Annotated in this window: 16 protein-coding genes and 1 tRNA gene; 8 read left to right on the top strand and 9 right to left on the bottom strand. The window is 70.6% G+C overall.

All coding sequences use genetic code 11. The annotated features are described in order from the left end of the window. Positions 1 to 69: 69 nt before the first annotated feature. Positions 70 to 1,638 (bottom strand): fibronectin type III domain-containing protein, encoded by a 1,569-nt coding sequence (locus AMIS_RS32185; RefSeq protein WP_041830194.1) that lies wholly within the window; start codon positions 1,636 to 1,638, stop codon positions 70 to 72. A 92-nt stretch (positions 1,639 to 1,730) separates the two neighbouring features. Here AMIS_RS32185 and AMIS_RS32180 point away from each other — a divergent pair, with 92 nt between their 5' ends. After that, a complete protein-coding gene (locus AMIS_RS32180; protein ID WP_231859137.1) occupies positions 1,731 to 2,627 on the top strand; it encodes a hypothetical protein in 897 nt (298 codons plus the stop codon). Here the strand turns inward: AMIS_RS32180 and AMIS_RS32175 are convergent. From AMIS_RS32175 to AMIS_RS32160, 4 genes are all read right to left on the bottom strand, one after another. After that, on the bottom strand, positions 2,613 to 2,795 hold the full coding sequence (locus tag AMIS_RS32175) for a DUF4236 domain-containing protein (RefSeq protein WP_014446638.1): 183 nt from the start codon (positions 2,793 to 2,795) through the stop codon (positions 2,613 to 2,615). The genes AMIS_RS32180 and AMIS_RS32175 overlap by 15 nt on opposite strands. A gap of 140 nt (positions 2,796 to 2,935) precedes the next feature. Then, positions 2,936 to 3,391 carry an RrF2 family transcriptional regulator gene (locus tag AMIS_RS32170; RefSeq protein WP_014446637.1) on the bottom strand — a complete coding sequence of 152 codons (456 nt, stop codon included), beginning with the start codon at positions 3,389 to 3,391 and terminating at the stop codon, positions 2,936 to 2,938. An 80-nt stretch (positions 3,392 to 3,471) separates the two neighbouring features. Beyond that, positions 3,472 to 4,338 carry a helix-turn-helix transcriptional regulator gene (locus AMIS_RS32165; RefSeq protein ID WP_014446636.1) on the bottom strand — a complete coding sequence of 289 codons (867 nt, stop codon included), beginning with the start codon at positions 4,336 to 4,338 and terminating at the stop codon, positions 3,472 to 3,474. A gap of 206 nt (positions 4,339 to 4,544) precedes the next feature. Further along, a complete protein-coding gene (locus tag AMIS_RS32160; RefSeq protein WP_014446635.1) occupies positions 4,545 to 4,976 on the bottom strand; it encodes an SsgA family sporulation/cell division regulator in 432 nt (143 codons plus the stop codon). 309 nt (positions 4,977 to 5,285) lie between these two features. On the opposite strand from AMIS_RS32160, the gene AMIS_RS32155 reads away from it, so the two are divergent. From AMIS_RS32155 to AMIS_RS32125, 7 genes are all read left to right on the top strand, one after another. Continuing rightward, positions 5,286 to 5,660: a TIGR02611 family protein gene (locus AMIS_RS32155; protein ID WP_014446634.1), complete on the top strand. Its 375-nt coding sequence runs from the start codon at positions 5,286 to 5,288 to the stop codon at positions 5,658 to 5,660. Between the two features lie 51 nt (positions 5,661 to 5,711). Then, positions 5,712 to 5,783, top strand: a tRNA-Val gene (locus AMIS_RS32150). A 384-nt stretch (positions 5,784 to 6,167) separates the two neighbouring features. Continuing rightward, a complete protein-coding gene (locus tag AMIS_RS32145; RefSeq protein ID WP_014446633.1) occupies positions 6,168 to 9,326 on the top strand; it encodes an AfsR/SARP family transcriptional regulator in 3,159 nt (1,052 codons plus the stop codon). Between the two features lie 208 nt (positions 9,327 to 9,534). Beyond that, on the top strand, positions 9,535 to 15,861 hold the full coding sequence (locus tag AMIS_RS32140; protein ID WP_041830191.1) for a PKD domain-containing protein: 6,327 nt from the start codon (positions 9,535 to 9,537) through the stop codon (positions 15,859 to 15,861). Positions 15,862 to 16,811: 950 nt separating this feature from the next. Beyond that, positions 16,812 to 17,399 (top strand): DUF6461 domain-containing protein, encoded by a 588-nt coding sequence (locus tag AMIS_RS32135; protein ID WP_014446630.1) that lies wholly within the window; start codon positions 16,812 to 16,814, stop codon positions 17,397 to 17,399. Positions 17,400 to 17,611: 212 nt separating this feature from the next. Beyond that, the gene (locus AMIS_RS32130) at positions 17,612 to 17,998 is read left to right on the top strand and encodes a hypothetical protein (protein WP_014446629.1); all 387 of its coding nucleotides are present in this window, start codon (positions 17,612 to 17,614) and stop codon (positions 17,996 to 17,998) included. 50 nt (positions 17,999 to 18,048) lie between these two features. Then, positions 18,049 to 18,807 (top strand): hypothetical protein, encoded by a 759-nt coding sequence (locus AMIS_RS32125; RefSeq protein WP_014446628.1) that lies wholly within the window; start codon positions 18,049 to 18,051, stop codon positions 18,805 to 18,807. A 75-nt stretch (positions 18,808 to 18,882) separates the two neighbouring features. On the opposite strand, the gene AMIS_RS32120 is transcribed toward AMIS_RS32125, so the two are convergent. The 4 genes from AMIS_RS32120 to AMIS_RS32105 all read right to left on the bottom strand — a co-directional run bounded on the left by AMIS_RS32120 (position 18,883) and on the right by AMIS_RS32105 (position 23,021). Next, complete coding sequence (locus AMIS_RS32120) at positions 18,883 to 19,542, bottom strand: response regulator transcription factor (RefSeq protein WP_014446627.1); 660 nt, start codon at positions 19,540 to 19,542, stop codon at positions 18,883 to 18,885. Beyond that, positions 19,539 to 20,747 carry a sensor histidine kinase gene (locus AMIS_RS32115; protein WP_014446626.1) on the bottom strand — a complete coding sequence of 403 codons (1,209 nt, stop codon included), beginning with the start codon at positions 20,745 to 20,747 and terminating at the stop codon, positions 19,539 to 19,541. The genes AMIS_RS32120 and AMIS_RS32115 overlap by 4 nt, the downstream gene beginning before the upstream one ends. A gap of 140 nt (positions 20,748 to 20,887) precedes the next feature. Continuing rightward, positions 20,888 to 21,826, bottom strand: coding sequence for an NADP-dependent oxidoreductase (locus tag AMIS_RS32110; protein ID WP_014446625.1), 939 nt, complete (start codon positions 21,824 to 21,826; stop codon positions 20,888 to 20,890). A gap of 373 nt (positions 21,827 to 22,199) precedes the next feature. After that, positions 22,200 to 23,021, bottom strand: coding sequence for a helix-turn-helix transcriptional regulator (locus AMIS_RS32105; protein ID WP_014446624.1), 822 nt, complete (start codon positions 23,019 to 23,021; stop codon positions 22,200 to 22,202). Between the last annotated feature and the right edge of the window lie 196 nt (positions 23,022 to 23,217).

The following is a 23,217-nucleotide window of genomic DNA, read 5'->3' as shown; positions in this document are numbered from 1 at the left end:
CCGTGACGTCCAACACTGCGGCGGCTCGGTGGCAGGACGGGTTTCGGCGGGTTGCGAATCGGTTGCGACTCACCGGTTCGTGCAGACCGGCGCGGAGTCGGCGATCCGGTCGGCGCTGTACTCGACCGCGACCCGAAAGCAGTAGTTCGCCGTGCTGCTGAGGCTGTAGACCATGTAGTCGGCGGCCCCGGCCGGCAGCTCCTGGAACTTCCTCGGCTCGGCGCCGTCCTTGCCGGCGGCCACGTGCACCGGCCCGCCGGCACCCTTCGGGTACACCCACTCCAGCGAGACGCTGTCCCCGTTGTCACGCAGCCGCAGGTTCTGCGGCGCTCCGGGCTCGCCGGCGGCGGTCGTCTTCTCGACCGGGGCGGATGCCGCCGGCGCGGAGGCGAGTGGCGCGGAGGCGGGGGGAGCGGCCTGCTGCCCGGTGGCGCCGTCCGCGTCCGGCAGGGTCAGGATCACCACGGCGGCCGCGGCGGCGACGCCGCCGGCCAGGGCCGCCGCGAGCAGCAGGGGGTGCGCCGGGCGGTTCCGTCGCGGTTCCTCGGTGGGTACGGGCAGAGCCGTCCCCACCGGCGCCGGTTTCCCCTCCTCGTCGTAGTCCGGGGCGCGATGCCCGGGCAGGGGTGGCGGGGTGTCGGCGCGGGCGTGCCGCCCGGTCAGGTCGCCGGGCAGCCGGTGCACGTCGCTGAGATAGAGCGGCTGCTGGTAGACGGTTCCGTTGGGGTCGGTGGGCCGGTTGTCCGGCGGCGGCATCTCGTCGCCCTCGATGGGGTAGACCGTGCCCCGCGGGTCGGTGGGCCGGTCGTCCGGCGGGGGCATGCCGGGCGCCTCGGCCGGGTAGGGCGGCGGCGTCACCGGGCCTGGGTCGCTGACCGTCGGCCGGCGGGGGAACGGCCGGAACGGTGTGCCGCCGGTCTGCCCGCCGGGCTGCTCGGTCGCGCCGCAGGCGTGCCGGCCGGACGGCTTGGCGCTGGACAGCCGCGCGGCCTGCCGGGCCAGCGGGTGGTCGGACGGCAGGTACCGCGAGCTCAGCTCCTGGGCGAGCGCGAGATGCTCGGCGGCCTCGGCGTCGCGGCCGCACTCACGTTCCATGGCGCCGAGCCGGGCCAGCATCTTGATGCCGGCCGGGGCGGCGTCGCCGTGCGCCTCCCGGTGCAGCCGCCAGGCCCGGGCGAGCCGGGCGCGGGCCGGGCCGCAGTGGCCGGCCGCGTGCTCGGCGATCGCCAGGTCCGCCTCGGCGGCGAGCACCCGGGGCGCCTGCGGGCCGTCCAGCCGGGCGAGCTCGCCGACCAGGTCGTTGTAGACCAGCGCGGCCCGCCCGTGCTGGCCGATCCGCTGGAGCACCGCCGCGTGCGTCGCGGCCGCCGCGATCGTGCGCTCGTCGCGGGCACCGTGCAGCCGCTCCTCGGCGGCGTGCGCGAACGCGGCCCAGAGCCGGGCGGCCTGCGGGTCGCCGAGCGCGATCAGCACCCGGGCGTGCAGGGCGGCGGCGATGGCGAGGTCGGCGGTGGCGCGGCGGGGATCGGCGTTGGCGTCGCGCAGCACCCGGTCCAGCAATGCCCGGGCGCCCGCGAGGTCACCGGCGGACGAGAGCGTCTGCGCCTGGGCGGTGAGTTCAGCGAGCGGAGGGGCCATGTATCTCATAGTGCTCGGTTGAATACCGTAGGTACAAGTTTCGAGCTGCGAAGTGGACAGGGTAGAAACGCGGTATGTCCCCGATCGGCACTGTGAAACGCGAACTCCTCGTCCGCCACCTGCAAGCCTGGGCGGCCGGTGCGCTGCACCGGGCCCGGCGCGCGACCTATGTGCACGGCTACGCCGACGCGGACGGCGGCGCCGCGGCCGAGACCGCGGTACGGGTCCTCGCCGATCTGCCCGACCTGGCCCGTGGCCGGGAACTGTCCATGGTGGCGCTCGGCGACGACGTCACCGGGGTGGGTGAGCGGCTCGTGGCGGCGCAGCGGGAGGCGGGCACGGCGTCCGGGCTCGCGGTGCTGCCGGTGGGCGGTGGCACGGACGCCCGGCTGGCCGTCGCGTTGAAGGCGGCCGGGGCGTCACACGTACCCCTGCTTGCTTTTCTCGATGCGGCGAGCGCGGGCGAACCGCCCGCCGCGGCCACCGTCGCGGCCGTGGCCGCCGGCAAACCTGCCGAGGTCCTGCTGGCGCTCGCGCCGGGCGTCGCGGTCGAGCCCTATCGCCGGATCGGGTTTCCGCTGGTCACCGCGGCCGAGCTGGCCACCGGCGAGGAGCCCGGAGAGGTGCTGGTCTTCGCGACCACGTCGGGGAAGAGCCTGGAGAGCTTCAAGGAGGCGCTCTGGGCGGTCGATGAATTCGCCGGAGTGCGGCTGCGGGACCCCGGCGACCCGGAGCGGCACCTGATCGACATCTCGCTCACCCCCCACCCCGGCCCGCTGCGCCGCGAGCTGCTGGCACATCTGTCCGGCGTGGGCGCCGCGACGGTGACCGATCTGCGCACGTTCACGATGACCGAGACGGTCTACCGGGCCGCCGACGCGACCCGGGTCCTGCACACGCTCGTCGACGCCGGGACGGTCACCCGGCGGCCGGAACACGGCCGCCTGGGTGGCGACGTCGAGATCTCGCTGCCGTCACCGGCTGCGTGACTTGTCCTGCTTCCACGACATCGGGCCGGGCAGGTCCACGCGGTGCGCGCGGGTCCGGGAGTTCCAGGACCAGCGGCCGATCTTCAGGCTCCACGACGAGTAGCCGTTCTCGGTGAAGTTCAGAATCAGGGGGCCGAACTTCTTGCGGCTGCGGAACACGAGTCCCATCGGATCTGTCTCCCATCTCGGTGTGCGGATGGGCGGACGATTCCCGCCGGGCCGGATTCACAAACGTCAGCCTGCTCCTCGTACCGTGGCTGCTCTTACCGCCGGTGCTCTTACCGCCGGTGCTTTTACCGCCGCTGCTCTTACCGTGGCTGCCAGGCGTCGGGGCGGGTCGTGAGTTTCCGGACGTGCGCCGGCATCTTCCCGCTGAGGAGCTCGGCGAGGCTCACCTCGTCGAGCACCTCCCGGACCGCCGCCCGGACGGCCACCCAGAGGCTCGGCAGGTTCTCCGCGGCGCCCGTGTACTGAGTCTCCTCGGGACGCAGGCCGCGCACGCCGGCGAGCGGCCCGTCGACGGCCCGGATGATCTGCCCGACCGCGACGTCGCGTGGCGGGTGCGACAGCGTGTAACCACCTTCGGCGCCACGCTGTGCCCGCACCACGCCGGCGCGGCGAAGGTCGGCGAGCACGGCCTCGAGGAACTTCCGAGGCATCTCTTGTTCTTGGGCAATGGCCTGAGCGGACATCAGAGCGGGATAGGCCTGCGCCAAACTGAGGGCGGCCCGGACCGCGTAGTCACCGCGCGCGGAGATCTGCACCTGACTATCATGCCCCGCCCATGCACCCCCGGCCGCATATACCCCAGGGGTTTATGGGAATTACGGACTGATGAACACCGTCAGTCAGAAGGGCGTCGCTGAGCGGGTATCCCGCCGCCGGACGGCTCGTCCACGTATCGTCCGCGGAACTGGCCGGGGCTGAGGCCGGTCTCCCGGTGGAAGAACCGGCCGAAGTTGGTCGGCTCCCCGAACCCGAGGTTGCGGCCCACCTCGGCGACCGACAGCGAGGTCGCGGCGAGGAGCCGCCGCGCCTGGAGCGCGACGCGGTCGTCCACCACCTGCTTGGCGGTCCGGCCGGTGATCGCGAGGCTGGCGCGCGTCAGGGTACGCACGGAGCAGCCCAGCTCGGCCGCGTAGTCCTCCACCCGGCGGGTCTGCGGATAGCCCGCTTCCAGCCGGCGGCGGAACCGCTCGAAGGTCCGGCTCTCCACGTGTCCCGGCGACTCCGGTGCCGGGTCGAGGAGGCTCAGCCGCAACAGCAGCGCCGCGAGCTCGTGCCGGAGCAGGGCGGCCGCCGTCGTGCCGGGCGGGCCGGCCGCGTCACGGACCAGGCTGTCGAACTCGGCGCTGCCGGTCAGCGGGATCGGATGGCGCGCCGGTCCTCCGGGATCGTCGGGCGCCAGGCCGGGAAGATCGTCCGGGCCGAACAGGCCGGGCCGGAAGACGATCGTCGTGCTCTCGTGCTTACCCGGTTCGACCCGGAGCGCCTGACCCGGACGGATCCAGAGCAGCGTTCCGGGCTCGCAGCGGTGGACCGTGAAGTCCACCTCGGCGACGAGCGGACCGGTAACGGTCAGCAGGAGAGCGTGGTGTGCGAGGAGTCCGGTGACGGCGCCTGCGGTCACCGGAAGGGCGCAGCCGCTGATCCCCGCCCAGTCGGGCAGGGTGTACGCGTGCGCCGTATCGGCGGAAGTCATTGCGGGCATCGCGCCGACGGTAACTGTCAATGACCGTCTACGCACTCTCTAGTGATCCGAGTGCGGTATTTGTCCGTTTTCCAGCTCGGTATTAGCTATATGTTCGATTCCGATTTCTTTTCGGAAATAAGACTTTTTACATAGATAAAGGGAGACCCGCCACGGACCGGCAGTGTCCGAGCGGGTCGCCCTTTGATCGCTGTGCTGATGCTCCGCTATCGACCCGCCAGCAGCCTGTTGACGGCCGCGTCGACATCCAGGTGATCCGACTCGCGCCCCCGCGGCACCACCACGTAGGTGCGCCGCAGGAACCGGACCAGGACGCTGCGCGGCACCTCGAACAGCGCGTTGCCGTCCGGCGACGACAAGGCCAGGGCGACGAAATCGCCCCGCGGCGTGGCCCACGGCCACACCCGGACGTCGCCGATCCCCGCGGGCTCATCGAGCCCGGTGACAAGCAGTTCCCGCGCGAAAGACCAGCTCACGGCTTCCCCACCGGCTGATTCTGCGTGGAACAACACATGGACCGCGTACGGGTCGGCTGGGTCGTACCGCAGACTGGCGCGCACGGGCAGTGCCGTCGCGTCAGGCGCTACGAGCCGCAGCGAGGTTTCGACCTCGACGGTCGTTGGACGAATGGTACTCATGGACGAACTCCCCCCGGCACCGCTGCGAGGCTGGTGAACCCCGCGTTTCCCATACTCAGGTGATCCCTGTCGTTACGCTCCGCCATACGCTGATCTCACCCAGTAGTGGGAAGACGGTTCCGAAAACGCCACCGCGCAGGACGCAAAGCGATATCTTGTCCTGTTCTGCCCAGGTACTCGGTTCCGCCCGGCGTCGGGTGGTCCAGCAGTTGACTTACTCCGGTAACGTCCATTTCTCCCGGGTGGTGACGGGGCTCCGGGACACTGGGGGATGAAATGGGTCCAAAAACGGACGACGGAGCTTCAGACGTGCGTGTGCTCGACCGTATCCGGTCCAACTCAACCGGGCGGCTCGCTCTCAAGATCGGTGTAGGTGTCGTCGGCGGCCTGGTCGTGGCCGTCGGCATCGTGCTGATCCCGTTCCCCGGCCCCGGCTGGGCGATCGTGATCCTCGGTCTGGCGATCCTGGCCATCGAGTTCCACTGGGCGCGCGGCGTCCTCGAATTCACCAAACGCCACGTGCAGAACTGGACCCACTGGATCGGCCGGCAGTCCCTGCCGATCCGCGCCCTGGTCGGTCTGGTCGGCCTGATCTTCATCTGGGCGGTGGTCTGGGCCAGCGTCCGGATCAGCTTCGGCGTCGACCTGGTGCAGGTCGCGCTGGACTGGCTGAAGGCACGCTGACCCCTGGTTCGCGCGGGATGGAACCCGTCTAGTAGAGTTCCATCTCGTTGAGGGCGATTAGCTCAGCGGGAGAGCGCTCCGTTCACACCGGAGAGGTCACTGGTTCGATCCCAGTATCGCCCACGAGTATTGGCAGGTCAGCGATTTGATCGCTGACCTTGCTCATAGGCTCCCACCTTTTGGTGGGAGCCTTTTTGCTCCCTTGGTAACCGAGAAACGCTCCGTGGTCGTTACGGCTGGCCGCTCGAAGGTCCGAAGACCTGGCCTGTTCGGGCCTATTTATGCCGTGTAGTGCTGCTTCGGCGATGGCCTCGTCTCGGCTGGGATAGGTGCTGTCGGTGACAACGACGCCGACCTGACCTGGCCTGGATGCACACGCGTGCGGACAGCGGGTCTGCCGAATGGCCCGGGCTCACTTCGGTGCGCATCATGCGCGCGACGCGGCTCTGTCCGAGTTGGCCGTCCCCTTCGGCCGAAATGCGGAGGACGTCGCCGGGAGTGGCCGGTATGGTCCGCGACGATCATGGTCGCAGGGCGGGATGGGACAACGTGCGGTTCGAGGTGCTCGGCCCCTTTCAGGTTCGGGACGGCGAGCGGGTGGTCGACATCGGTCGCCCGCAGCACCGGGCCGTCCTGGCGGCGCTGCTGATCGACGCGGGGCGCGTCGTGCCGGCCGAGGTACTGCTCGGCCGGGTCTGGGGCGAGCAGCCCGGTGCGGGTGGGACCGCCTCGCTGTATGCCTGCATCTCGCGGCTGCGCAAGCGGCTGGGGCCGATCATCGTCACCCAGGCGCCCGGGTACCGGCTGGACGTCGCCGGCCGCGACATCGACGCCGTCCGGTTCTCCGAGCTGGTCTCGGCCGCCCGGCGGGCCATCGCCGCCGGCCGGCCCGAGGACGCCCGCGCGCACGTCACCGAGGCCCTGGCGCTGCATCGGGGCACCCCGTACGGCGGAATCCGGTCCGATTTCGCGGCGCACGAGGTGAGCCGCCTGGAGGACCAGGTGCTGGCCGCGACCGAGCTGGCGGCCGAGCTCGACCTGACCCTCGGGCGCGAGGCCGACCTGGTCACCTGGTTGCCCGACACGGTGGCCGCGCACCCGCTGCGCGAGGGCATGCGGGGCACTTTGATGACCGCGCTCTATCGTCTGGGCCGCCAGGCCGAGGCGCTTCGCCTGTACGACGAGGCGCAGCGCCTGCTCAGCGACGAGCTGGGGGTCGACCCCGGTCCGGCGCTGCAGCGGTTGCACACACTGGTGCTGCGGCAGGACCCCAGCCTCGACGCCGCGCCCGAGACGCCGCGGCCGCGCGCCACACCGCGTACGGCCGAGGCAGCGACGCCACAACCGGCCCGCGACGACATGGTCGGCCGCGACCAGGAGCTCGGCCGATGCCGGGCGGCTCTGCACCGGGCCCGGGACGGCGCGCCCGCCGTGGTCGTGGTCTACGGCGAGGCCGGCATCGGCAAGACGCGCCTGGTCGAGGAGGTGACGCGGGACCGCGGCGACGTGGCCTGGGGCCGCTGCTTCGACCACGCGGGCAGCCCGGCGTTCGGCCCGTGGGCTCAGGTGCTGGCCACCCTCGCCGAGCTGCGCGGAAGCGGGCTGGTGACGCGCGCGCTGACCGGCCGGGGAGCCGAGGCCGCCCTGCTGCTGCCGCCACACGCCGTCCCGGGCGCGCGCCCGGCTCCGGTCGCGGGCGCGCCTGAGGTGGCCCGGGCCCGGCTGTACGACGCGGTGACCGCCTTCCTGGAGGCCATGGCGGCCGAGCGACCGGTCACCGTGGTCCTGGAGGACCTGCACTGGGCGGATCCCGAGTCGGCCGAGCTGACCGAGTACGTCGCCGCGACCGCCCGCGCCGGAGGCCTGGCGCTGCTGATGACCGTGCGCACCCCGGCCGAGGACGGCGGGGCCCAGGGCGAGACCCTGCTGGCCGCGCTGGCCCGGCGACCCGGCACCGAGCGGGTCGCGCTGCACGGCCTGGACACCGCGGACGTACGACGGTTCGCCGCCGGCCGCCTCGGCACCGACGTCGACGGCGAGGCGGCCGAACGGTTGCGTCGCCGCACCGACGGTAACCCGTTCTACATCGCCGAGTTGGTGCGGTTGCTCGGCGAGGAACGGCAGATCTCCGGGCGGGCTCTGGGTACGGTCCCGACGACCGTGCGCGCCGTCATCGAACGCCGGTTGCGCCACCTGGACCCGGCGACGCGCGAGCTGCTCGCGACCGCCGCCGTCCTCGGGCGCGGCTTCGACCTGCGAGTGCTCGGCGACGTCGCCGGCCGTACCCCCGCCGAGGTGGCCGCGGGCCTGGACCCGGCCGCGACCGCGGGCATCCTCGTGCCCGATCCGGAAAGCCCCGGCCGGTGGTCCTTCGCGCACGCCCTGGTGCAGGACACGCTGGCCACGGTGACCGGACCGATGCGCCGGGCCGCCCTGCACGCCCAGGTGGCCGAGACCCTCGAGCGGCGCCACGACGGCGACCTCGCCGCGGTGGCCGCGTCCCTGGCGCACCACCACGCGGCGGCCGGCCTGATGGGCGACCCCGCCCGGGCGGTCAGCTTCAGCCTGCTCGCCGCCGAGGCCGCGCAGGAACGGCTCGCCTTCGGCGAGGGACGGCGGCACCTGGAACGCGCTCTCGACCTCGTTTCGTCGGTGCCCGGCGCCGCGGCGGCCGAGCTGGAGTTGCGGGCCCGCGTCCAGCTCGGCTCGCTGCTCACCCTCCTGTACGGCTACAACGCCGAGGAAGTGAGCGTGCAGCGGCGGCGCGCGCTGCGGCTGGCCACCGAGACCGGCTCGACCGAGCACCTCTTGTCGGCCCTGTGGGGCACGTGGGGGATCGCGCTGGTCTCCGGCGACTTCCCGGCGGCCGACGCGGTTGCGGACGAGATGGCGGCCGCCTGCGCCAACGACCCGCTCATGGAGTTGGCCTACCACCACGCCCGCGGGCAGATCCGGTATCACCAGGGCCGGCTGCTCGAGGCCAAGGGCCACCTGGAACGCGCGGCTGAGCTGGCCGACCGGCACGCGAAGGCCGTTCGCCTGGAGATCTTCCTGCAGCACCCGGCCGTCGCCGCCCGCAGCTGGCTGGCCAAGGTTCTGGCCCTGATGGGCGACACCGCGGCCTCGGACGAGGCCGCGCGCATGGCCGAGGTGCGTAACCGGGCGGTCGGTGACCCGTACACGGCCACCTACATCGACATCCTGGAAGGCTGGCGGGCCGTGTTCCTGGACCGGCCCGAGGACGCGCTACGGCACGGCGAGCACGGCTACGCCGTCGCCGAGGAACACGGCTTCGCCCAGCTGGTGGCGTTCAGCCTGGTGCCCCGGGGCTGGGGCCGCGCCCGCCACGGCCGGACCGCCGAAGGCGCGACCGACATCGAGCGGGCCATCGCCATCTTCTCGTCCCAGCCCACCGGGCACATGTTCGGGCCCATCATGGCGTATGCCCTGGCGGACGCGCTGCGCGTGGCCGGTCGCACCGAGGAGGCACTCGAGACCACCGAGGCGGGGATCGCCGAGGGCGAGCGGATCGGCGAGCGGTTCTTCTTGGCCGGGCTGTACCTACAGCGGGCCGAGCTGACCGGGGACGGGGCGCACGACCGGGAGCGGGCCGCCGGAATCGCCCGTGAGCAGTCGGCCGGACTCTTCCTCCGGGGGCGCGAATAGGTCCTCCAGGCAGCCGTCCGTCTCCTGGGGATCCGGCTGCGGTTCGGGGTTGATCATGTGCCGAGTCTGCCGGCCCGACCTTGTCGTTTCCTTGCCGCGCGGCGGGCCACCTTGCCGTTGCGGGGGCAAGGCCGTGACAAGGCGGCACAGCGATGCTGTTGATGATCCGCCGCACTGTGCGGCGGCCCGTCACTCCTCGGAGATCCTCTTGTTTGCGAAACACGCGCGGTTCCCGCTGCTTCTCGCACTGGGCGCCACCGCGATCGTCGCGTTTCCTCCGTCACCGGCCCGCGCCGAGAACGACCCACCGCCATCACCCTCGACCGGCGGTCCCACCCTGGTCGATCTGGGCTCGCTCGGCATCGCCGGCCGCGGCACCGGCCGCGTCGCCGAGATCAACAGCAAGGGCCAGGTGGCCGCCACCGTATGGGCCGACCGGGGCCCCCGCGCCTCGATCCTCGAGTTCGGCGCGCGCACCGACCTGCAGGCCGCCCTGCCGTCCGGCGCGGACAGCAGCGAGGCCGTCGGCATCACCGACACCGGCCTGGTGGCCGGGCGGGTCTCCGGCATCGGCAAGGAGTTCCAGTCCTTTACCTGGAAGGCCGGGCGGGCCCAGGTGATCGACCCCCCACTGGCCCGGGCGGTCAACGAGAAGGGCCAGATCGCCGGCGACGCGTGGGTCCGCGACCCGGACGGAGAGGTGACCCAGCTGTCGGCCTTCAAGGACCAGTACATCGAGGTCACTGCGATCAACGAGTCCGGCGTGGTGGCCGGCGTGGCCGACATGACCCCGGGCGGCGGCCTCGACACCCCCCGCGCGTTCCGTACCCGCCCCGGGATGCCGATCAATCCCGGCAAGGACACCCTGGAGTATCTCGGCGGCCGGACGCTGGCCAAAGACGTCAACGACAGGGGTCAGGTCGCGGGCTATGCCACCGACAGCAGCGGCGGATACGTGCCGGTCATCTGGGGTGCGGACGGCACACCGACGTCGCCCCGGGCGCCACGCGGCGGCACCGCGAACGCGATCAACAACGCCGGCACCGCGGTGGGCATGATGCGGATCGCCGATGGCGCTCCGCGCGCGGCGCTCTATCAGAACGGCGGCACGACCGACCTCAACACCCTGCTGCCGCCGGACTCGGGCTGGACGCTGACCGAGGCGAACGCGATCAACGACCTCGGGCAGATCGCCGGCGTGGGGCGGCCCGAGGGCGCGGACGTAGACCACGCATTCCTGCTCGATCTGACCAAGCAGGGCCCGGTCATCGAGTCGCTGACGCTGGAGACCCAGACTTATCCCTCGACCGAGTGGAAGCAGGTCGAGGCGGCCGGCACGGTCGACGGCAACCGGGTCCGGATCACCGCGAAACTGGTCAACCGCAGCGAGTTCTTCGCGTTCACGCAGCTGCGGATCGGCGAGACCGTCTCCGGCAAGGACCTGCCGGGCGGCACGCGCGACGAGATCCTGTCCCCGAAGGAGACGGTGACCGAGGAGATCGAGTGGGACACCGCCGGTTTCGCCTGGACCGACGGGGCAAAACCCGTCTCGGACCGCGTGATCGCCGCGAAGCTGGTCACCGGCGGGGTGACGCGCGACGGCCGCACGGCGCCGATCGTGATCCGCCCCAAACCGGTCATCCTCACCCACGGCTACAAGAGCAACGCCGAGGCGTCCTGGGGCAAGTACGCCCCGATCCTCACCAAGGGACACCCGCTGCTCAAGGGCTACGCCGTCGGTGACGGCCAGGCACCGGGCGTGCTGAACACCGGCAACCAGTGGAAGCCGGCCGCCCCGACCAACACACTGGCCGGGAACGCGATGGAGCAGGCGACCTACATCGACGGCATCCGCAAGGCCACCGGCGCCACCCACGTCGACATCGTCGCCCACTCGATGGGCGGCCTCATCTCCCGCAAGTACATCCAGGACGACATGCCGACCGCTTCCGACGGCAAACCGGTCGTCAACCGGCTGATCCAGCTGGGCACTCCGAACATGGGTTCGCCGTGCGCCGACTTCCTGATGGACCAGACCTCCATCGGGGGCGTCCGCATCCCGCGCCTCGTCCCGTTCATGCCGGCCACGCTCCAGCTGACGCCGAAGTACATCACCGAGGTCTTCAACCAGGGGGTCACCAACCTCAACGGTGTCCCGGTCTCCAACCTGGTCGGCACCGGCAACCGGGTGCCCTGCAAGCCCTACCCGGACGGCGACATCGTGGTGCCCGTCAAGAGCGCGCAGTACATCTACCAGGACATTCCCTGGACCGGCGTCAACCACCTGGACATGACCGAGTCCGCCGACGACTTCGAGACCTACGTCAAGCCGCGCCTGGCCTCGCTGTCGGCCGGCCGCAACCAGCCCAAGGCCAAGGCCAAGGCGCCGGCGGCGGCCGAGCCCGAGATCGCTTCCGGTACGACGTTCGACACGCCCGCCGCCACGGTAGCCGCCGGCGCCACCGAGACACTGACCGTCGACGTGCCGGAGGCCACGGTGTTCGGCGTCACCGGTGCGCTGCCGCCGACCATCGGCATCACGCTCAAACGGTCCAACGGCACCGTCGCCGCCAGGTACGCCCCGAACAGCGACCAGGCCCGGCAGCCGATCCAGACGCTGGCGGCCGAGTATCCCTGGGCCGACCGGTGGACCATCGAGGTCACCAACGCCGGCACCGAGGCCACCGACGTCGTCCTGTCCGCCTGGGTGGACGGGAACGACTTGACGATCACCACCGACGCCACGGCGGACGACGCGGGCAAGGTGACGCTCACCGCCCGGGCGTTCGCCGGTGCGACGGTGGCCGGGGTGCTGACCGATGAGAAGGGCGAGCGCCGGGAGGTGACCCTCGCCGACCGTGGCGACGGCGCCTACGGCGTGGTCACCGACGCCCTGCCCGACGGCGCGTACGCCGTCACGGTGCAGGCCGAGAAAGGCACCGACAAGCGCATCACGCACACCTCGGTGCAGGTGCAGCGGCCCGACACCCGCGAGTTCGAGCTGAACCTGACGCCGCAGCCCGGCGGCACGGCGACCGCGAGCCCGCAGCAGGACAAGTACAAGGTCGGCACCCGGGTGACGATCACGGCCAAGGCCGACGCGGGCCGCATGCCCATCGGCTGGACGGTCGACGGCGTGGCCAAGCCGGCCGGGACGCTGACCGTCACCATGGATCGCGACCACGACGTCGTGGCGAAGTTCGGCCGGTACTCGATCACCGAGCTCGGCGCGCTACCGGGCGGCTGGGCGCGCAACACCGCGGCCGGCCGCCTGAACGACAAGGGCCAGATCGCCGCGACGGCGATCACCGGGGTCGGCGACGGGCACGTCGACGGTCAGCGCAGCCGCGCGGTCCGGTGGGAGGACGGCAAGCTCACCGAACTGCCGATGCCGCCGTGCGACGAGGCCAAGGGCGCCTGCAACTCGTACGGCTCCGGCATCAACGAGGCCGGCGATGTGTCGGGTTCCTCCTCGGTCCTGGAAAGCAGTGAGCCGGGCTACAGCAACGGGAGCCACGCCGTGGTCTGGTCCAACGGCACCGCCAAGGACCTGCACGACAACGACGCGTTGCAGGGCCGGCAGAGCGCGGCCTGGGTCCTCAACGACAACGGTCAGGTGTTCGGCAACTACCGGCCGTACAACGCCCGTTACGACAGCCCGATCATGTGGTCCAAGGGGTCTCTCAAGCGGCTGCCCGAGTATCCGCAGTTCTGGAGTCCCACGGCCATCAACGACAAGGGAACCGTGACCGGCAGCTACGTCACCGCCTCGAACTGGATGGGCCCGTACGAGGGGCTGCCCGCGACGTACACGAACGGGGAGGTCACCAAGCTCCCGGTGCCCGAGTGCGGGGACGAATCGAGCTCCACCACCAGCGGCAGCGCCAACGACATCAACCATCGCGGCGACATCGTCGGGTCCTACTTCTGCCGTCACCAGGACGACATGCGGTATTCAGCCCTCCTCTGGAAGGACGGGAAGCCGATCGACCTGGGCGACGGTCACGCCACCGCGATCAACGACGCCGGACTGATCGCGGGCTTCGCCGGGGTGGGGACCGACCGCAAGCCGGCGCTGTGGCTGGACGGCACCCAGTACATGCTGTCCGACCTGCTGGCGATGCCGACCTGCACGCCGACGACGGCCGACCCCTGCCTGAACCTGACCTCGCTGCTCGACGTGAACTCCTCGGGACAGGTGCTGGCCCGGGGCACGACCCGGGAGCTGCGCGCGGACGGACGCAACTCCACGGAGGCGCGCTCGTTCCTGCTCACCCCGACGGAGGCGAACGCCGACCTGCGGATCGACCAGGCGGTGTCACACCTGACACCGGCGCCCGGACAGACCGTGACGTGGACGTCGACGGTGGCCAACTCCGGTCCGGACGCGGCCACCGGCGTGCGCGCCGATGTCACCCTGCCGGCCGGGGTGACCCCGCAGGGCTGCGAGACGACGCGGGGCGCGTGCAAGGTTGTCGGTAACGCGGTCCGGACGACGATCTCCGCGTTGCCGGTGGGTGCGACGGCCACCGTCACGGTCACCGGGAAGATAGCCGCGGACACCGCGGAGAACACGGCGCTGGTGGCCCGGGCCCAGGTGGGCAGCCTCGCGGTGCCCGACCCGGCCACGGCCGACAACACGGCGTCGACGACGTCGACGGTGATGCCGGCGCTGAGCCGGACGGCGTTCAACTTCGCGGATCCGGTGCGGGTCGGCCGGACCAGCTGGCCCGGTTCGGTGACGCTCACCAACCGCCAGCCCGACGCGATGAAGCTGTACACGATCGACACCACCGGCCCGTTCCAGCACACCGACACCTGTCCGGTCGAACTGGCCCCGGGCGCGCAGTGCACGGTCGAGTTCACCTTCACGCCGACCGAGGTGGGCGCGGCCCGCGGTGAGCTCCGGTTCACCACCGAGCAGGGTGCCGCCCCGGCGTTCACGGTCGCGCTGACCGGCACGGGCATCGAGGCCGACAACGCCCCGGTGATCGAGGAGTCGGAAGAGGTGCACAAGGGCGTGACCGGCAAGCCGCTCGTCCTGGAGATTCCCTTCACCGACGCCGACCTCGACGACACGCACACCGCCCGCGTCATGTGGGGCGACGAGCCGGAGGCCGACGCCGAGGTCGTGCCGCGGCGCGGCGGCGGCACGGTGCGCATCAGCCGGACGTTCACCGAACCGAGCGAGGGGGTCGTCGTGCTCACCGTCACCGACTCCAAGAAGGAAACCGCCTACGGGTACGTCTGGTACGCGGTGACCCGGCCGGACGCGAACACCGCCCCGTCGATCACCGCGGGTCCGGACGTCGCGCTGACAACCGGCGAGCGCTTCCAGCGTACGGTCACCTTCACCGACCCGACGTCCACGTCGTGGACGGCGACTGCCGACTACGGTGACGGCGAGCGGCACGAGGTGCCGGTCAGCGACCACGGGCTGGCGTTGGACCACACCTGGGCCAAGGCCGGGAGCTACCCGGTGAGCGTCACGGTGACCGACGACGGCGGCCTGTCGACGACGGCCCGCTTCACGGCCACGGTGACCGCGGCGCAGACCCCGAACACTGCTCCCAAGGTCGAGTTCACCGGCGCCGCGTCGCTGACCGAGGGCGGGACCTGGACCGGCCGGGGCACCATCACCGACCCGGACGCCGACACCTGGACGGCGACGGCCGACTTCGGTGACGGCCCGCAGCCGGTCGAGCTCAACGGCAAGTCGTTCGACCTGAGCCACCTCTTCACCGATGACGGCAGCCGCACGGTGGCGGTGCGGGTGACCGACGACAAGGGCGGCAGCGCCACCGCCACCCAAGTCGTGAAGGTCGCCAACGCCGCACCCGTGATCACTCTCCGTACTCCGGGCCAGATGGTGGCCACGGGCGCGCTGCTCACCTTCGAGGCCTCGTTCACCGACGCCGGCGCCGCGGACACCCACACCGCCTCCTGGAAGATCGGCGGCAAGGCGTACGAGGGCGCGGTCGCCGAGGCGAACGGCAAGGGTGCCACGACCCTGCCGCACCTCTTCACCAAGGCGGGCCGTTACTCGGTCACGCTCACCGTCAAGGACGACGACGACGGCGGCACGACCACCAGTCAGGAGATCGAGATCATGGTCTACGACCCGGCGACATCCATCGTGGGCGCGGGCGTGACGGCATCCCCGGCGGGCTCCTGCATACTGGGCGGCATCTGCGGCACCGGCTCGGCCGCCGGGTTCGCTCTGCACGCGGCGTACCCGAAGAAGGCCGGCACCCCGGCCGGCGAGCTGCGCTACACCGCGGCCGGCTTCGAGCTGCGCAGCAGCTCACTGACGGTCCTCGCCGCGGCCGACGGCAAGGCTCTGCTGCGCGGAACGGCCAAGGCGAACGGCGCCGAGGTCACCTTCGAGGCGACCGCCACCGACTCGGGCCGCCCGCTGGACCGGACCGACTCGCTGCGGCTGGTCGTCACCTCGAAGTCCGGCAAGGTCATCTATGACAACCAGCGCTCGGGCACGAAGAGCCCTGTGATCGGGGTGATCCGTATAAGCGATTGACCGGCCCGGCCCCGTCTCCCGCGGGAGGCGGGGCCTTTCCCCCGGGGCATTGCGTTGTCGGGCAGCTGCTGGTCACGGCGGTGATCAGGTCGTGTGAGCGGCGGTTGGCTTGGCGTGTGGCGCGGGCGATGTTGGTGGCGCCGTTGAGGCGGTGCCAGCCGATTGCCGTGCTACGTAGCGTCGCGACGACGGCGGGGCCGTTGGCTAAAGCCGCACAGGGTGCTCAGCTTCCGCTCGTCGCTACAGCTTGAGCCGCTCGACGCCCGGATGCACATCAGGGCCTTTCGCAGCTGCCGAGTGGTGCATCCGCAGCGACGTGTGGAGGGCAAGTTCGTCCGGCCTACCGATTCGGCAAACGCTTCCGATGGGATTTCGTCGAGTCACGACAGAAAATCGAAGGACTTCGACGCGAGGGCTGAGGGGATACGGATGCCAGGCTACTGGGAGGAACACGGCCTTCCCGAACCATCACGTAACGAAGGTGGACTTGGGGCCACGTGTGGCGGTTGCCTCATGTTCTTCGTAATCATGTTCATCGCTGTGGCGGTAATCGTCTTCCTCATCTGGTACAACGACGACGCACGCCCGGACCTGATCCCCCCGTTTCCTGATGTGTGGTGAACCGGGCATCGTCCTCTCTCTCGCTCTGCAACCCCAACGTCGTTATATCGAGTTCAACGCACCGATCGAGCAGGCTGCCGTCCGGGCTGTCGGAGAACGCCTGGGCCTGCGAAAAGGTCGACCGCGATGATCTAAAGCGGCGGACTTTTTGTCATGGCTCGGGGTGACCACTCCTGGATGCTCCCTGTCTGACCGCTACCAGGTCGAAAAGGGGCTCACCCGACAGGTGATACCCCTGGCATTCGTCGAACTTGACGCATCGAGGGAAATCAGCGGGCCGCTGAAGGGTTGAGTGCCTGCACCGGAGCCGAAAGGCGGGGGAGTTGTTGATGAAGGATCCGATCGACCTTGTCGGCATGTTCGGTGAGGGCTGGTGTGTGACGCTCACACGCGGCGACGTCTTCGAGGCCCTGTCCGGCATGGAGGTCGATCCGGCGGACTGCCGGTCGGCGTCGACGCTGGCGGAAGCCGCCGGGTTGACCTGGGACACCTTCGGGGTGTTGCTCGTCGCCCGCGAGATCGGCGAGGGCCTGACTCTCGTGCTGGAGTTCGACGGCTCGACGGGCTGGGTCGGTGCCGACCTCGACGTGCTGGCCCTCCTGTCCGCCGCGGGCGGCATGGCGTGCTCCATCTACAAGAACCCCCACCGCGAGGAGTTGTTGTACGCGTCCGGCGCCGCCCTGATCACCGGTCTGGACCCGGCCACGTTCCGCCGCTGGGGCAGGGTGCCGGACCGTTTCGACGACGCCCTGAGCGCGGCCGGCTTTCCCGGCCCCGACGGTGAGGGAGGCAGCACCGGCATCCTCGTCCTGCCCCCGTCGAAGCGGGCCGTCGCCGCGATGACCGCGATCACCGGGATCGCGGTGACACCGGCGATGTTCGACGGCCCGTGGATGGCGGGGCCCAGCGCCCACTGACGGCGACATCGGAGTGTCCCATCGGCTAATCGCGGCGGCGGAGGAGGGCGTTCACCGCTCGAGCTCAAGGCCGAGATCGTCGATCTTCGGTGTGTCGCGGAACCGGTGCTACGCAAATTGACGTACGCGGGTTGCCGCACCACGCGGACGCCATGAGGGCCAGTGGCGATCAGGCTGGGGGAGGTTGAACGATCCCCGAAAGGAACCCCGACATGGCCCGCAATGGCACCTCGACAACGCTGCGCACGGCCCTCGGTATCAGCCTGCTCGTGGCCGGTCTCGGCGTTCTGATCCAATATTCGGTCGGCGTTCCTGGATTCCCCGACATCCCACCGGGGCCGATCATCCTGGGTGTGGCCGGCATCCTCGTCCTCGCCCTGCCGCGCTACCGCTGGGTGATTGTCGCCGGCCTGATCGCGGCGCTGTTCGTCACCGTCGGCGGCCTGATCGAGGGCTCGGTCTGGGGCCGGCTCGGCGAGCCGGGCAGGTTCGACGTCTGGATCGGCGTCTTCATGCAGTGGGCAGGTCAGGCCGTCGCCCTGGTCAGCGCGGTCATGGCGCTCACCCGCGATCACCGCAAGGCGCCGCTTCCGCGCTGAGAAGCTTCCGAGCCCCGGGGGGAATCTTGACGCCAACGACACGTAACACCATGTCGCTCGCCGGACCGGTCCGCCGCAGACGACCACGGGTGGAGGCGGTCGCGTACGCGCTCGGCGGTTTTCTCATGCTGTCCGGCGTCGCACACTTCGTCGTGTTCCTGGTCGACGACTCGCCGTGGGAGGGTCCGGTCTCGTGGCGCAAGCCGACCACGTTCGGGCTCTCCTTCGGCCTCACCCTGATCACCGTCGCGTGGGTCTCCTCGAAGCTGATCATGAATCCGCGGACGCGCGCCTGGGTGCTCGGCATCTTCGCCGCCGTCTGCGCCGTGGAGGTCACCGGCATCTCGATCCAAGCGTGGCGGCGGGTGCCGTCGCACTTCAACACCGAGACGCCGTTCGACACGCGGATCGCGATGAGCCTCGCCATCGGGGGCGCGCTTCTCGCCATCACGCTGGGCGTCCTCGCCTTCGTGGCGCTGCGGGGCCGGGTTCGCGGTGGCCGCGACCTGGTGCTCGCTATGCGCGTGGGCTTCGCGCTGCTGATCGCCGCGCTGGGAACCGGAGTCGTCATGATCGCCAAAGGCACCGTCCTGGTGCGACAGGGCGACCCCCGGCAGGCCTACGAGGCCGCCGGCTTCCTGGAGCCGCTGCACGGCGTCACGCTGCACGGGGTGCTGGTACTGCCGATGGTGGCCGAGACGGCGCGGTGGCTGGGCTGGCCGGAGCCGAGGCGCTGCCGAGCGGTGAGGGTGGCTTGCGCCGTCTATCTGGTCACATCGCTCGGCGCCCTCGCGCTGTCGCTGACCTGATGAGGAGCGCTCTTTGACGCCACTGGAGCAGGCGGCGCAGCCTGATCCGCCCGTGCCCCGTTGCGGCGAGCCCGCTCAGCGGGGCACGGTCAAGCCGACCCGGACGGCGATCACGACGAGTTGAGCCCGGGAGCGGGCGCCGAGCTTGAGCATCGCCCGGCTCACATGGGTGCGCACCGTCGCCGGGCTGACGAAGAGCGCGGCCCCGATCTCCTCGTTCGAGAACCCCGTGGCAACCCAGGCGACCATCTCCCGCTCGCGCTCCGTCAGCTCGTCCAGGCTCGGATCCAGCGCGGGGTCAACCGCGGTCTGCTGGGCGAAGAGCGAGATCACCCGACGGGTCACCGAGGGCGACAGCATCGCCTCCCCGGCCGAGACCACCCGGATGGCGCGCGCCAACTCGTGCGGCACCGCGTCCTTGAGGATGAACCCGGCCGCACCCGCCTGAAGGGCGAGGAACACGTAACGGTCCATCTCGAACGTGGTCACCACGATGACCGGGGTGCCGGCGATCGCAGGATCGGCCTGGATGCGGCGCAGCGTCTCTATCCCGTCGATCCCGGGCATCCGGACGTCGAGCAGCAGGACGTCCACACCCTCGCGTCTGAGCAGCTGGATCGCCTCCAACCCGCCGCTCGCCTCGCCGACGACCGTCATGTCGTCCTCGCGGTCGATCAGGGCCCGCAGACCCATCCGGACCAGCTCGTGGTCGTCGGCCAGCGCAACCCTGATCATGCGGCACCCTTCCCCATCGGCAGCCGGGCCTCCACCCGGAACCCACCGCCCTCACACGGGCCGGCAGCCAAGGTTCCGCCGACAGCCGCGACGCGGCGGCGCATACCGGCCAGACCCCGGGCAGAGCCGTCCGGTTCGACCGGCCCACCTCGCCCGTGGTCGGACACCCGGACCACCAGAGTCTCCTCGTCCTGCTCGACGGTCACCTCGGCGGTCGTCGGCCCGGCGTGCCGGAGCACATTGGTCAGCGACTCCTGCACGACCCGGTACAACACCGAGTCGGTCTCGGCGTCCAGCTCCCGGTCCAGGCCGCGCACATTCAGCCGTACGGGCAGTCCGCCCGCCCGGACCTGGGTGACCAGGTCGACCAGCCCGCAGAGCCCGGCCCTCTCCGCCTCGGACGGCGGCACCGGCTCACCCGCCGGAGCCGAGGAGAACTCGTCCTGCAACGTGTCCAGCATGCCGCGCAGCTCGCTCAGCGACTTCCCGCTGGTCGCCTGGATCGCCTCGAGTGACCGGCGGGCCTGGGCGGGCTTGCTGTCGAAATCGAGCAGCGCGACACCGGCCTGCATCGCGATCAAGGCGAAACCATGTCCGGCCACGTCGTGCACATCGGCCGCGAGCTTGGCCCGCTCCTCCATGGCGCCCTGGGTGATCAGGAGCCGGCGCGTGCGTTCCCGCCCGGCCGCGATGGTCTGCACGAGAGCGCCGAGCAGCCACGGGACGACCAGCCAGCCCGCCCAGGCGAGCGCCAGCAACCACGGAAGAGTCACATCGCCGAGGAGTCGGACATAGATCGTGCCCGAGGTCACCACCACTGCCGCGCCGCAAACCAGCAGCGACGGGCCGAACCGGCGGCGGCGGGCCACCTCGTACATCGCGACGACGATGCAGAGCTGCACCGGACCGTACGGGTACTGAAGCAGTAGATAGCCGTTGACCAGCAGCAGGACCGCGACCAGCGAGGGCAGCGGCGCACTGCCACGCCGCGTGACGATCAGCACGACCGCGACGACTACCAACAGGGCGCCCCACAGGTCCAGTTGCCGGACGCCGTAACGCCCGCCGACCTGACCCATCTGGACGATCACGGTGCCGATCAGTGTGACCAGGCCGAGACCGAGGCCGGTGGCCAGCCGGGCCGGCGACAATCCGGTCCGGGTCGCCGGCCCGAGGCCGTCGTGCTCGGCCGGTGCGCGGGTCATGCTCGCGAGTCTAAGTAGCCGGCGCGTCTACATAGGGAGACCGAGTCCGAAACGATGTCCGCTCACCGGCTGGGACAGTGAGAGCGAAATCGGCGATCGGACGGGGAGCACGACATCGCCGGTCATCGGGGTTCGCCTCCTCAGACAGCTGCGGCAGGGGCGAGGACGACGATCTTGCCGTTGATCGGGGCGGCGGCGACCTCGGTGTGGACATGCGCCAGGTCGGCCAGCGGCACGCGCCGAGCGGGGGCCAGGCGGAGCTCGCCGGAGTCGAGCAGCGCCACCAGTCGGGCGAGCTGCGAACCGTCGGGCCGGAAGAAGAGATTGATTCCGCGTACGCCGCGGGCCTCGTCGGACGGCGCCGGCATCCACACCGTCGTGTTCACCACCACGCCCCCGTCACGGACCAGGTCCGCCGTGGCGGCCAGCTGCTCCGGGTCGACCGGCGCGAAGTTGAGGACGACGTCGACCGGTTCGGTCAGCTCGGGCAGGCCGGGGCCGTACACCTCGTCGGCGCCGGCTGCCTCGGCCTGCTCGCCGCTACGCGCTCCGGCGGTGGCGATCACGTACGCCCCGGCGTTCTTGGCCAGCTGGACCGCGTAACCGCCGACGACGCCACCCGCGCCGTTGATCAGTACCCGCTGCCCGGCGGTCAGCTTCGCGTGATCGAAGAGTGCCTGCCAGGCGGTGAGTCCGACCAGCGGCAGCCCGGCGACGTCCTCCAGAGGGACGCTGGTGGGTGCCGCCGTCAGGATGGGCGCCGGGGCGATGACGTACTCGGCGGCCGCGCCAGGGCTGATCAGGGGCAAGGCACCGATCACCGGGTCGCCGATCGCGAAGCCGGTCACGTCCGCGCCGAGCGCATCGACCGTGCCCGCGATGTCGACGCCGGGGGTGTGCGGCAGAGCCACCGGGATCGGCCCTCGCATGAAACCGGCCCGGATGTTGCCCTCGACCGGGTTGAACGACGTCGCCACCACCCGGATCCGGACCTCACCGACACCGGGTACGGGCTGGTCGACCTCCTCATAGCGCAGGACCTCAGGTGCACCGTACTCATGGAAACGCATCGCCTTCATGGCGGGACTCCTTTCAAAGATGAGCTGCGGAGCCGGACTGACCCGATCCATGCCGCTCACCACCGCTTCGGTTCGACCGCTCGAGCATGGCGGGAACCTGGAGGCGGATGAATGTTCTCGTTATCCATGGTCTGGCAGAACATGGATCAGCCGTTTCGGCTCCACGTCGTGCCGGGGAGCGGCATGCCGGTTTCCGAGAGCAGGGCGCCGGGTCGGCTGGGTTTCGGGCACACGCCGGCGAGACACTGGTGGCGCGGCACCAGACCGCATCGCACTCGCAATCGCGGCAGCTTCAGCGACGCCAGCGTGCGGAGGCGAGAAAGGATCGCCGCCCGGAGGTATTCCCCGGACCTCAACCTTTCACCCTCTGTCGCTATTCGACTGTGGCGGCCAACTGCTTGAGCTTCTCGTCAGTCGGGGAACCGGGGACGGCAGCATAGACCATCATGTACTGCGCATGATCAACATCCAGTAGCGGATGAGCATACATTTCCAGCTCGCCCAACGTGGCATGCCGGTAACGCTTGAGTTCGAGGTAGTGAGTCACGTCCACCTCGTGCAATCGCCAGATCGCTGCGAACTCGGAACTCGCTTCCAGCAATGCCGCAACGATTTCGCCGGCCGTGCCGACCGGATTGGCGGCATACTCCACACGCAGATCCGCGGTGAATACCCGGCCCCGCTTGGGATGGTCCTCGACCGGGAACAGCTCGCGGGCGGACGGGTCAGTGAACCAGCGGTAGACAAGGTAACGGGATAGACCGGTGAACCGTGTGTAATCGCCGATCAGCGCCATCGCCAGCGGGTTTTGAACAAGCACTTCGCCGAGGTTGGTCATGACCAGTGCGGGCACATCCGAGAGTCCTTCGAAGACGCGCCGCAGGGTGGGGCTGACACCGCTGTCGTGGTCCCGTGGCGGCGTCGCAAAGCCGCCGAGCTGGAAGAGGTGGTCTCGCTCGAACCGGCTCAGGCGTAGTGCGCGCGCGAGCGCGGAAAGCATCTGCTCGGACGGCATCGGCCCGCGCGGCTGCTCGATCCTGCTGTAGTAATCGACCGACATGCCCGCCAACGCCGCCACCTCCTCGCGCCGCAATCCGCCGGCACGGCGCCGTGGCCCCCGCGGGAGCCCGACATCTTCCGGCCGCAGCGCCTCGCGCCGCGCCCGTACGAATCCAGCCAGTTGCTGCCGATCCATACTTCTCCCCCCTTGCTCCAGGGGCATGGCGCAACCCACCGGTCAAGGCAAGATTATCCCTGCCTCGAATAGTGAGGCTCGCGGAGTTGAGCGACCTTCCCGATGCGGAGAAGAGTGCCAAGAAACAACTTGCTCCCGATGGGGCGTCTTGCCGGTGTTCTCGGGGAGCCAGCCTTCCGATTTCTTCGGCATGACG

Origin of the sequence: Actinoplanes missouriensis 431, from assembly GCF_000284295.1 — a bacterium.
Classification (GTDB): Bacteria; Actinomycetota; Actinomycetes; order Mycobacteriales; family Micromonosporaceae; genus Actinoplanes; species Actinoplanes missouriensis.
This window is presented reverse-complemented; position numbering and strand designations above follow the sequence as displayed.

Excerpts from the sequence above, each read along its gene's own strand:
- AMIS_RS32185 (WP_041830194.1), bottom strand. The coding sequence starts at position 1,638 with ATGGCCCCTCCGCTCGCTGAACTCACCGCCCAGGCGCAGACGCTCTCG.
- AMIS_RS32175 (WP_014446638.1), bottom strand. The coding sequence starts at position 2,795 with ATGGGACTCGTGTTCCGCAGCCGCAAGAAGTTCGGCCCCCTGATTCTG.
- AMIS_RS32165 (WP_014446636.1), bottom strand. The coding sequence starts at position 4,338 with ATGCCCGCAATGACTTCCGCCGATACGGCGCACGCGTACACCCTGCCC.
- AMIS_RS32160 (WP_014446635.1), bottom strand. The coding sequence starts at position 4,976 with ATGAGTACCATTCGTCCAACGACCGTCGAGGTCGAAACCTCGCTGCGG.
- AMIS_RS32145 (WP_014446633.1), top strand. The coding sequence starts at position 6,168 with ATGGTCCGCGACGATCATGGTCGCAGGGCGGGATGGGACAACGTGCGG.
- AMIS_RS32135 (WP_014446630.1), top strand. The coding sequence starts at position 16,812 with ATGAAGGATCCGATCGACCTTGTCGGCATGTTCGGTGAGGGCTGGTGT.
- AMIS_RS32130 (WP_014446629.1), top strand. The coding sequence starts at position 17,612 with ATGGCCCGCAATGGCACCTCGACAACGCTGCGCACGGCCCTCGGTATC.
- AMIS_RS32125 (WP_014446628.1), top strand. The coding sequence starts at position 18,049 with ATGTCGCTCGCCGGACCGGTCCGCCGCAGACGACCACGGGTGGAGGCG.
- AMIS_RS32120 (WP_014446627.1), bottom strand. The coding sequence starts at position 19,542 with ATGATCAGGGTTGCGCTGGCCGACGACCACGAGCTGGTCCGGATGGGT.
- AMIS_RS32115 (WP_014446626.1), bottom strand. The coding sequence starts at position 20,747 with ATGACCCGCGCACCGGCCGAGCACGACGGCCTCGGGCCGGCGACCCGG.
- AMIS_RS32110 (WP_014446625.1), bottom strand. The coding sequence starts at position 21,826 with ATGAAGGCGATGCGTTTCCATGAGTACGGTGCACCTGAGGTCCTGCGC.
- AMIS_RS32105 (WP_014446624.1), bottom strand. The coding sequence starts at position 23,021 with ATGGATCGGCAGCAACTGGCTGGATTCGTACGGGCGCGGCGCGAGGCG.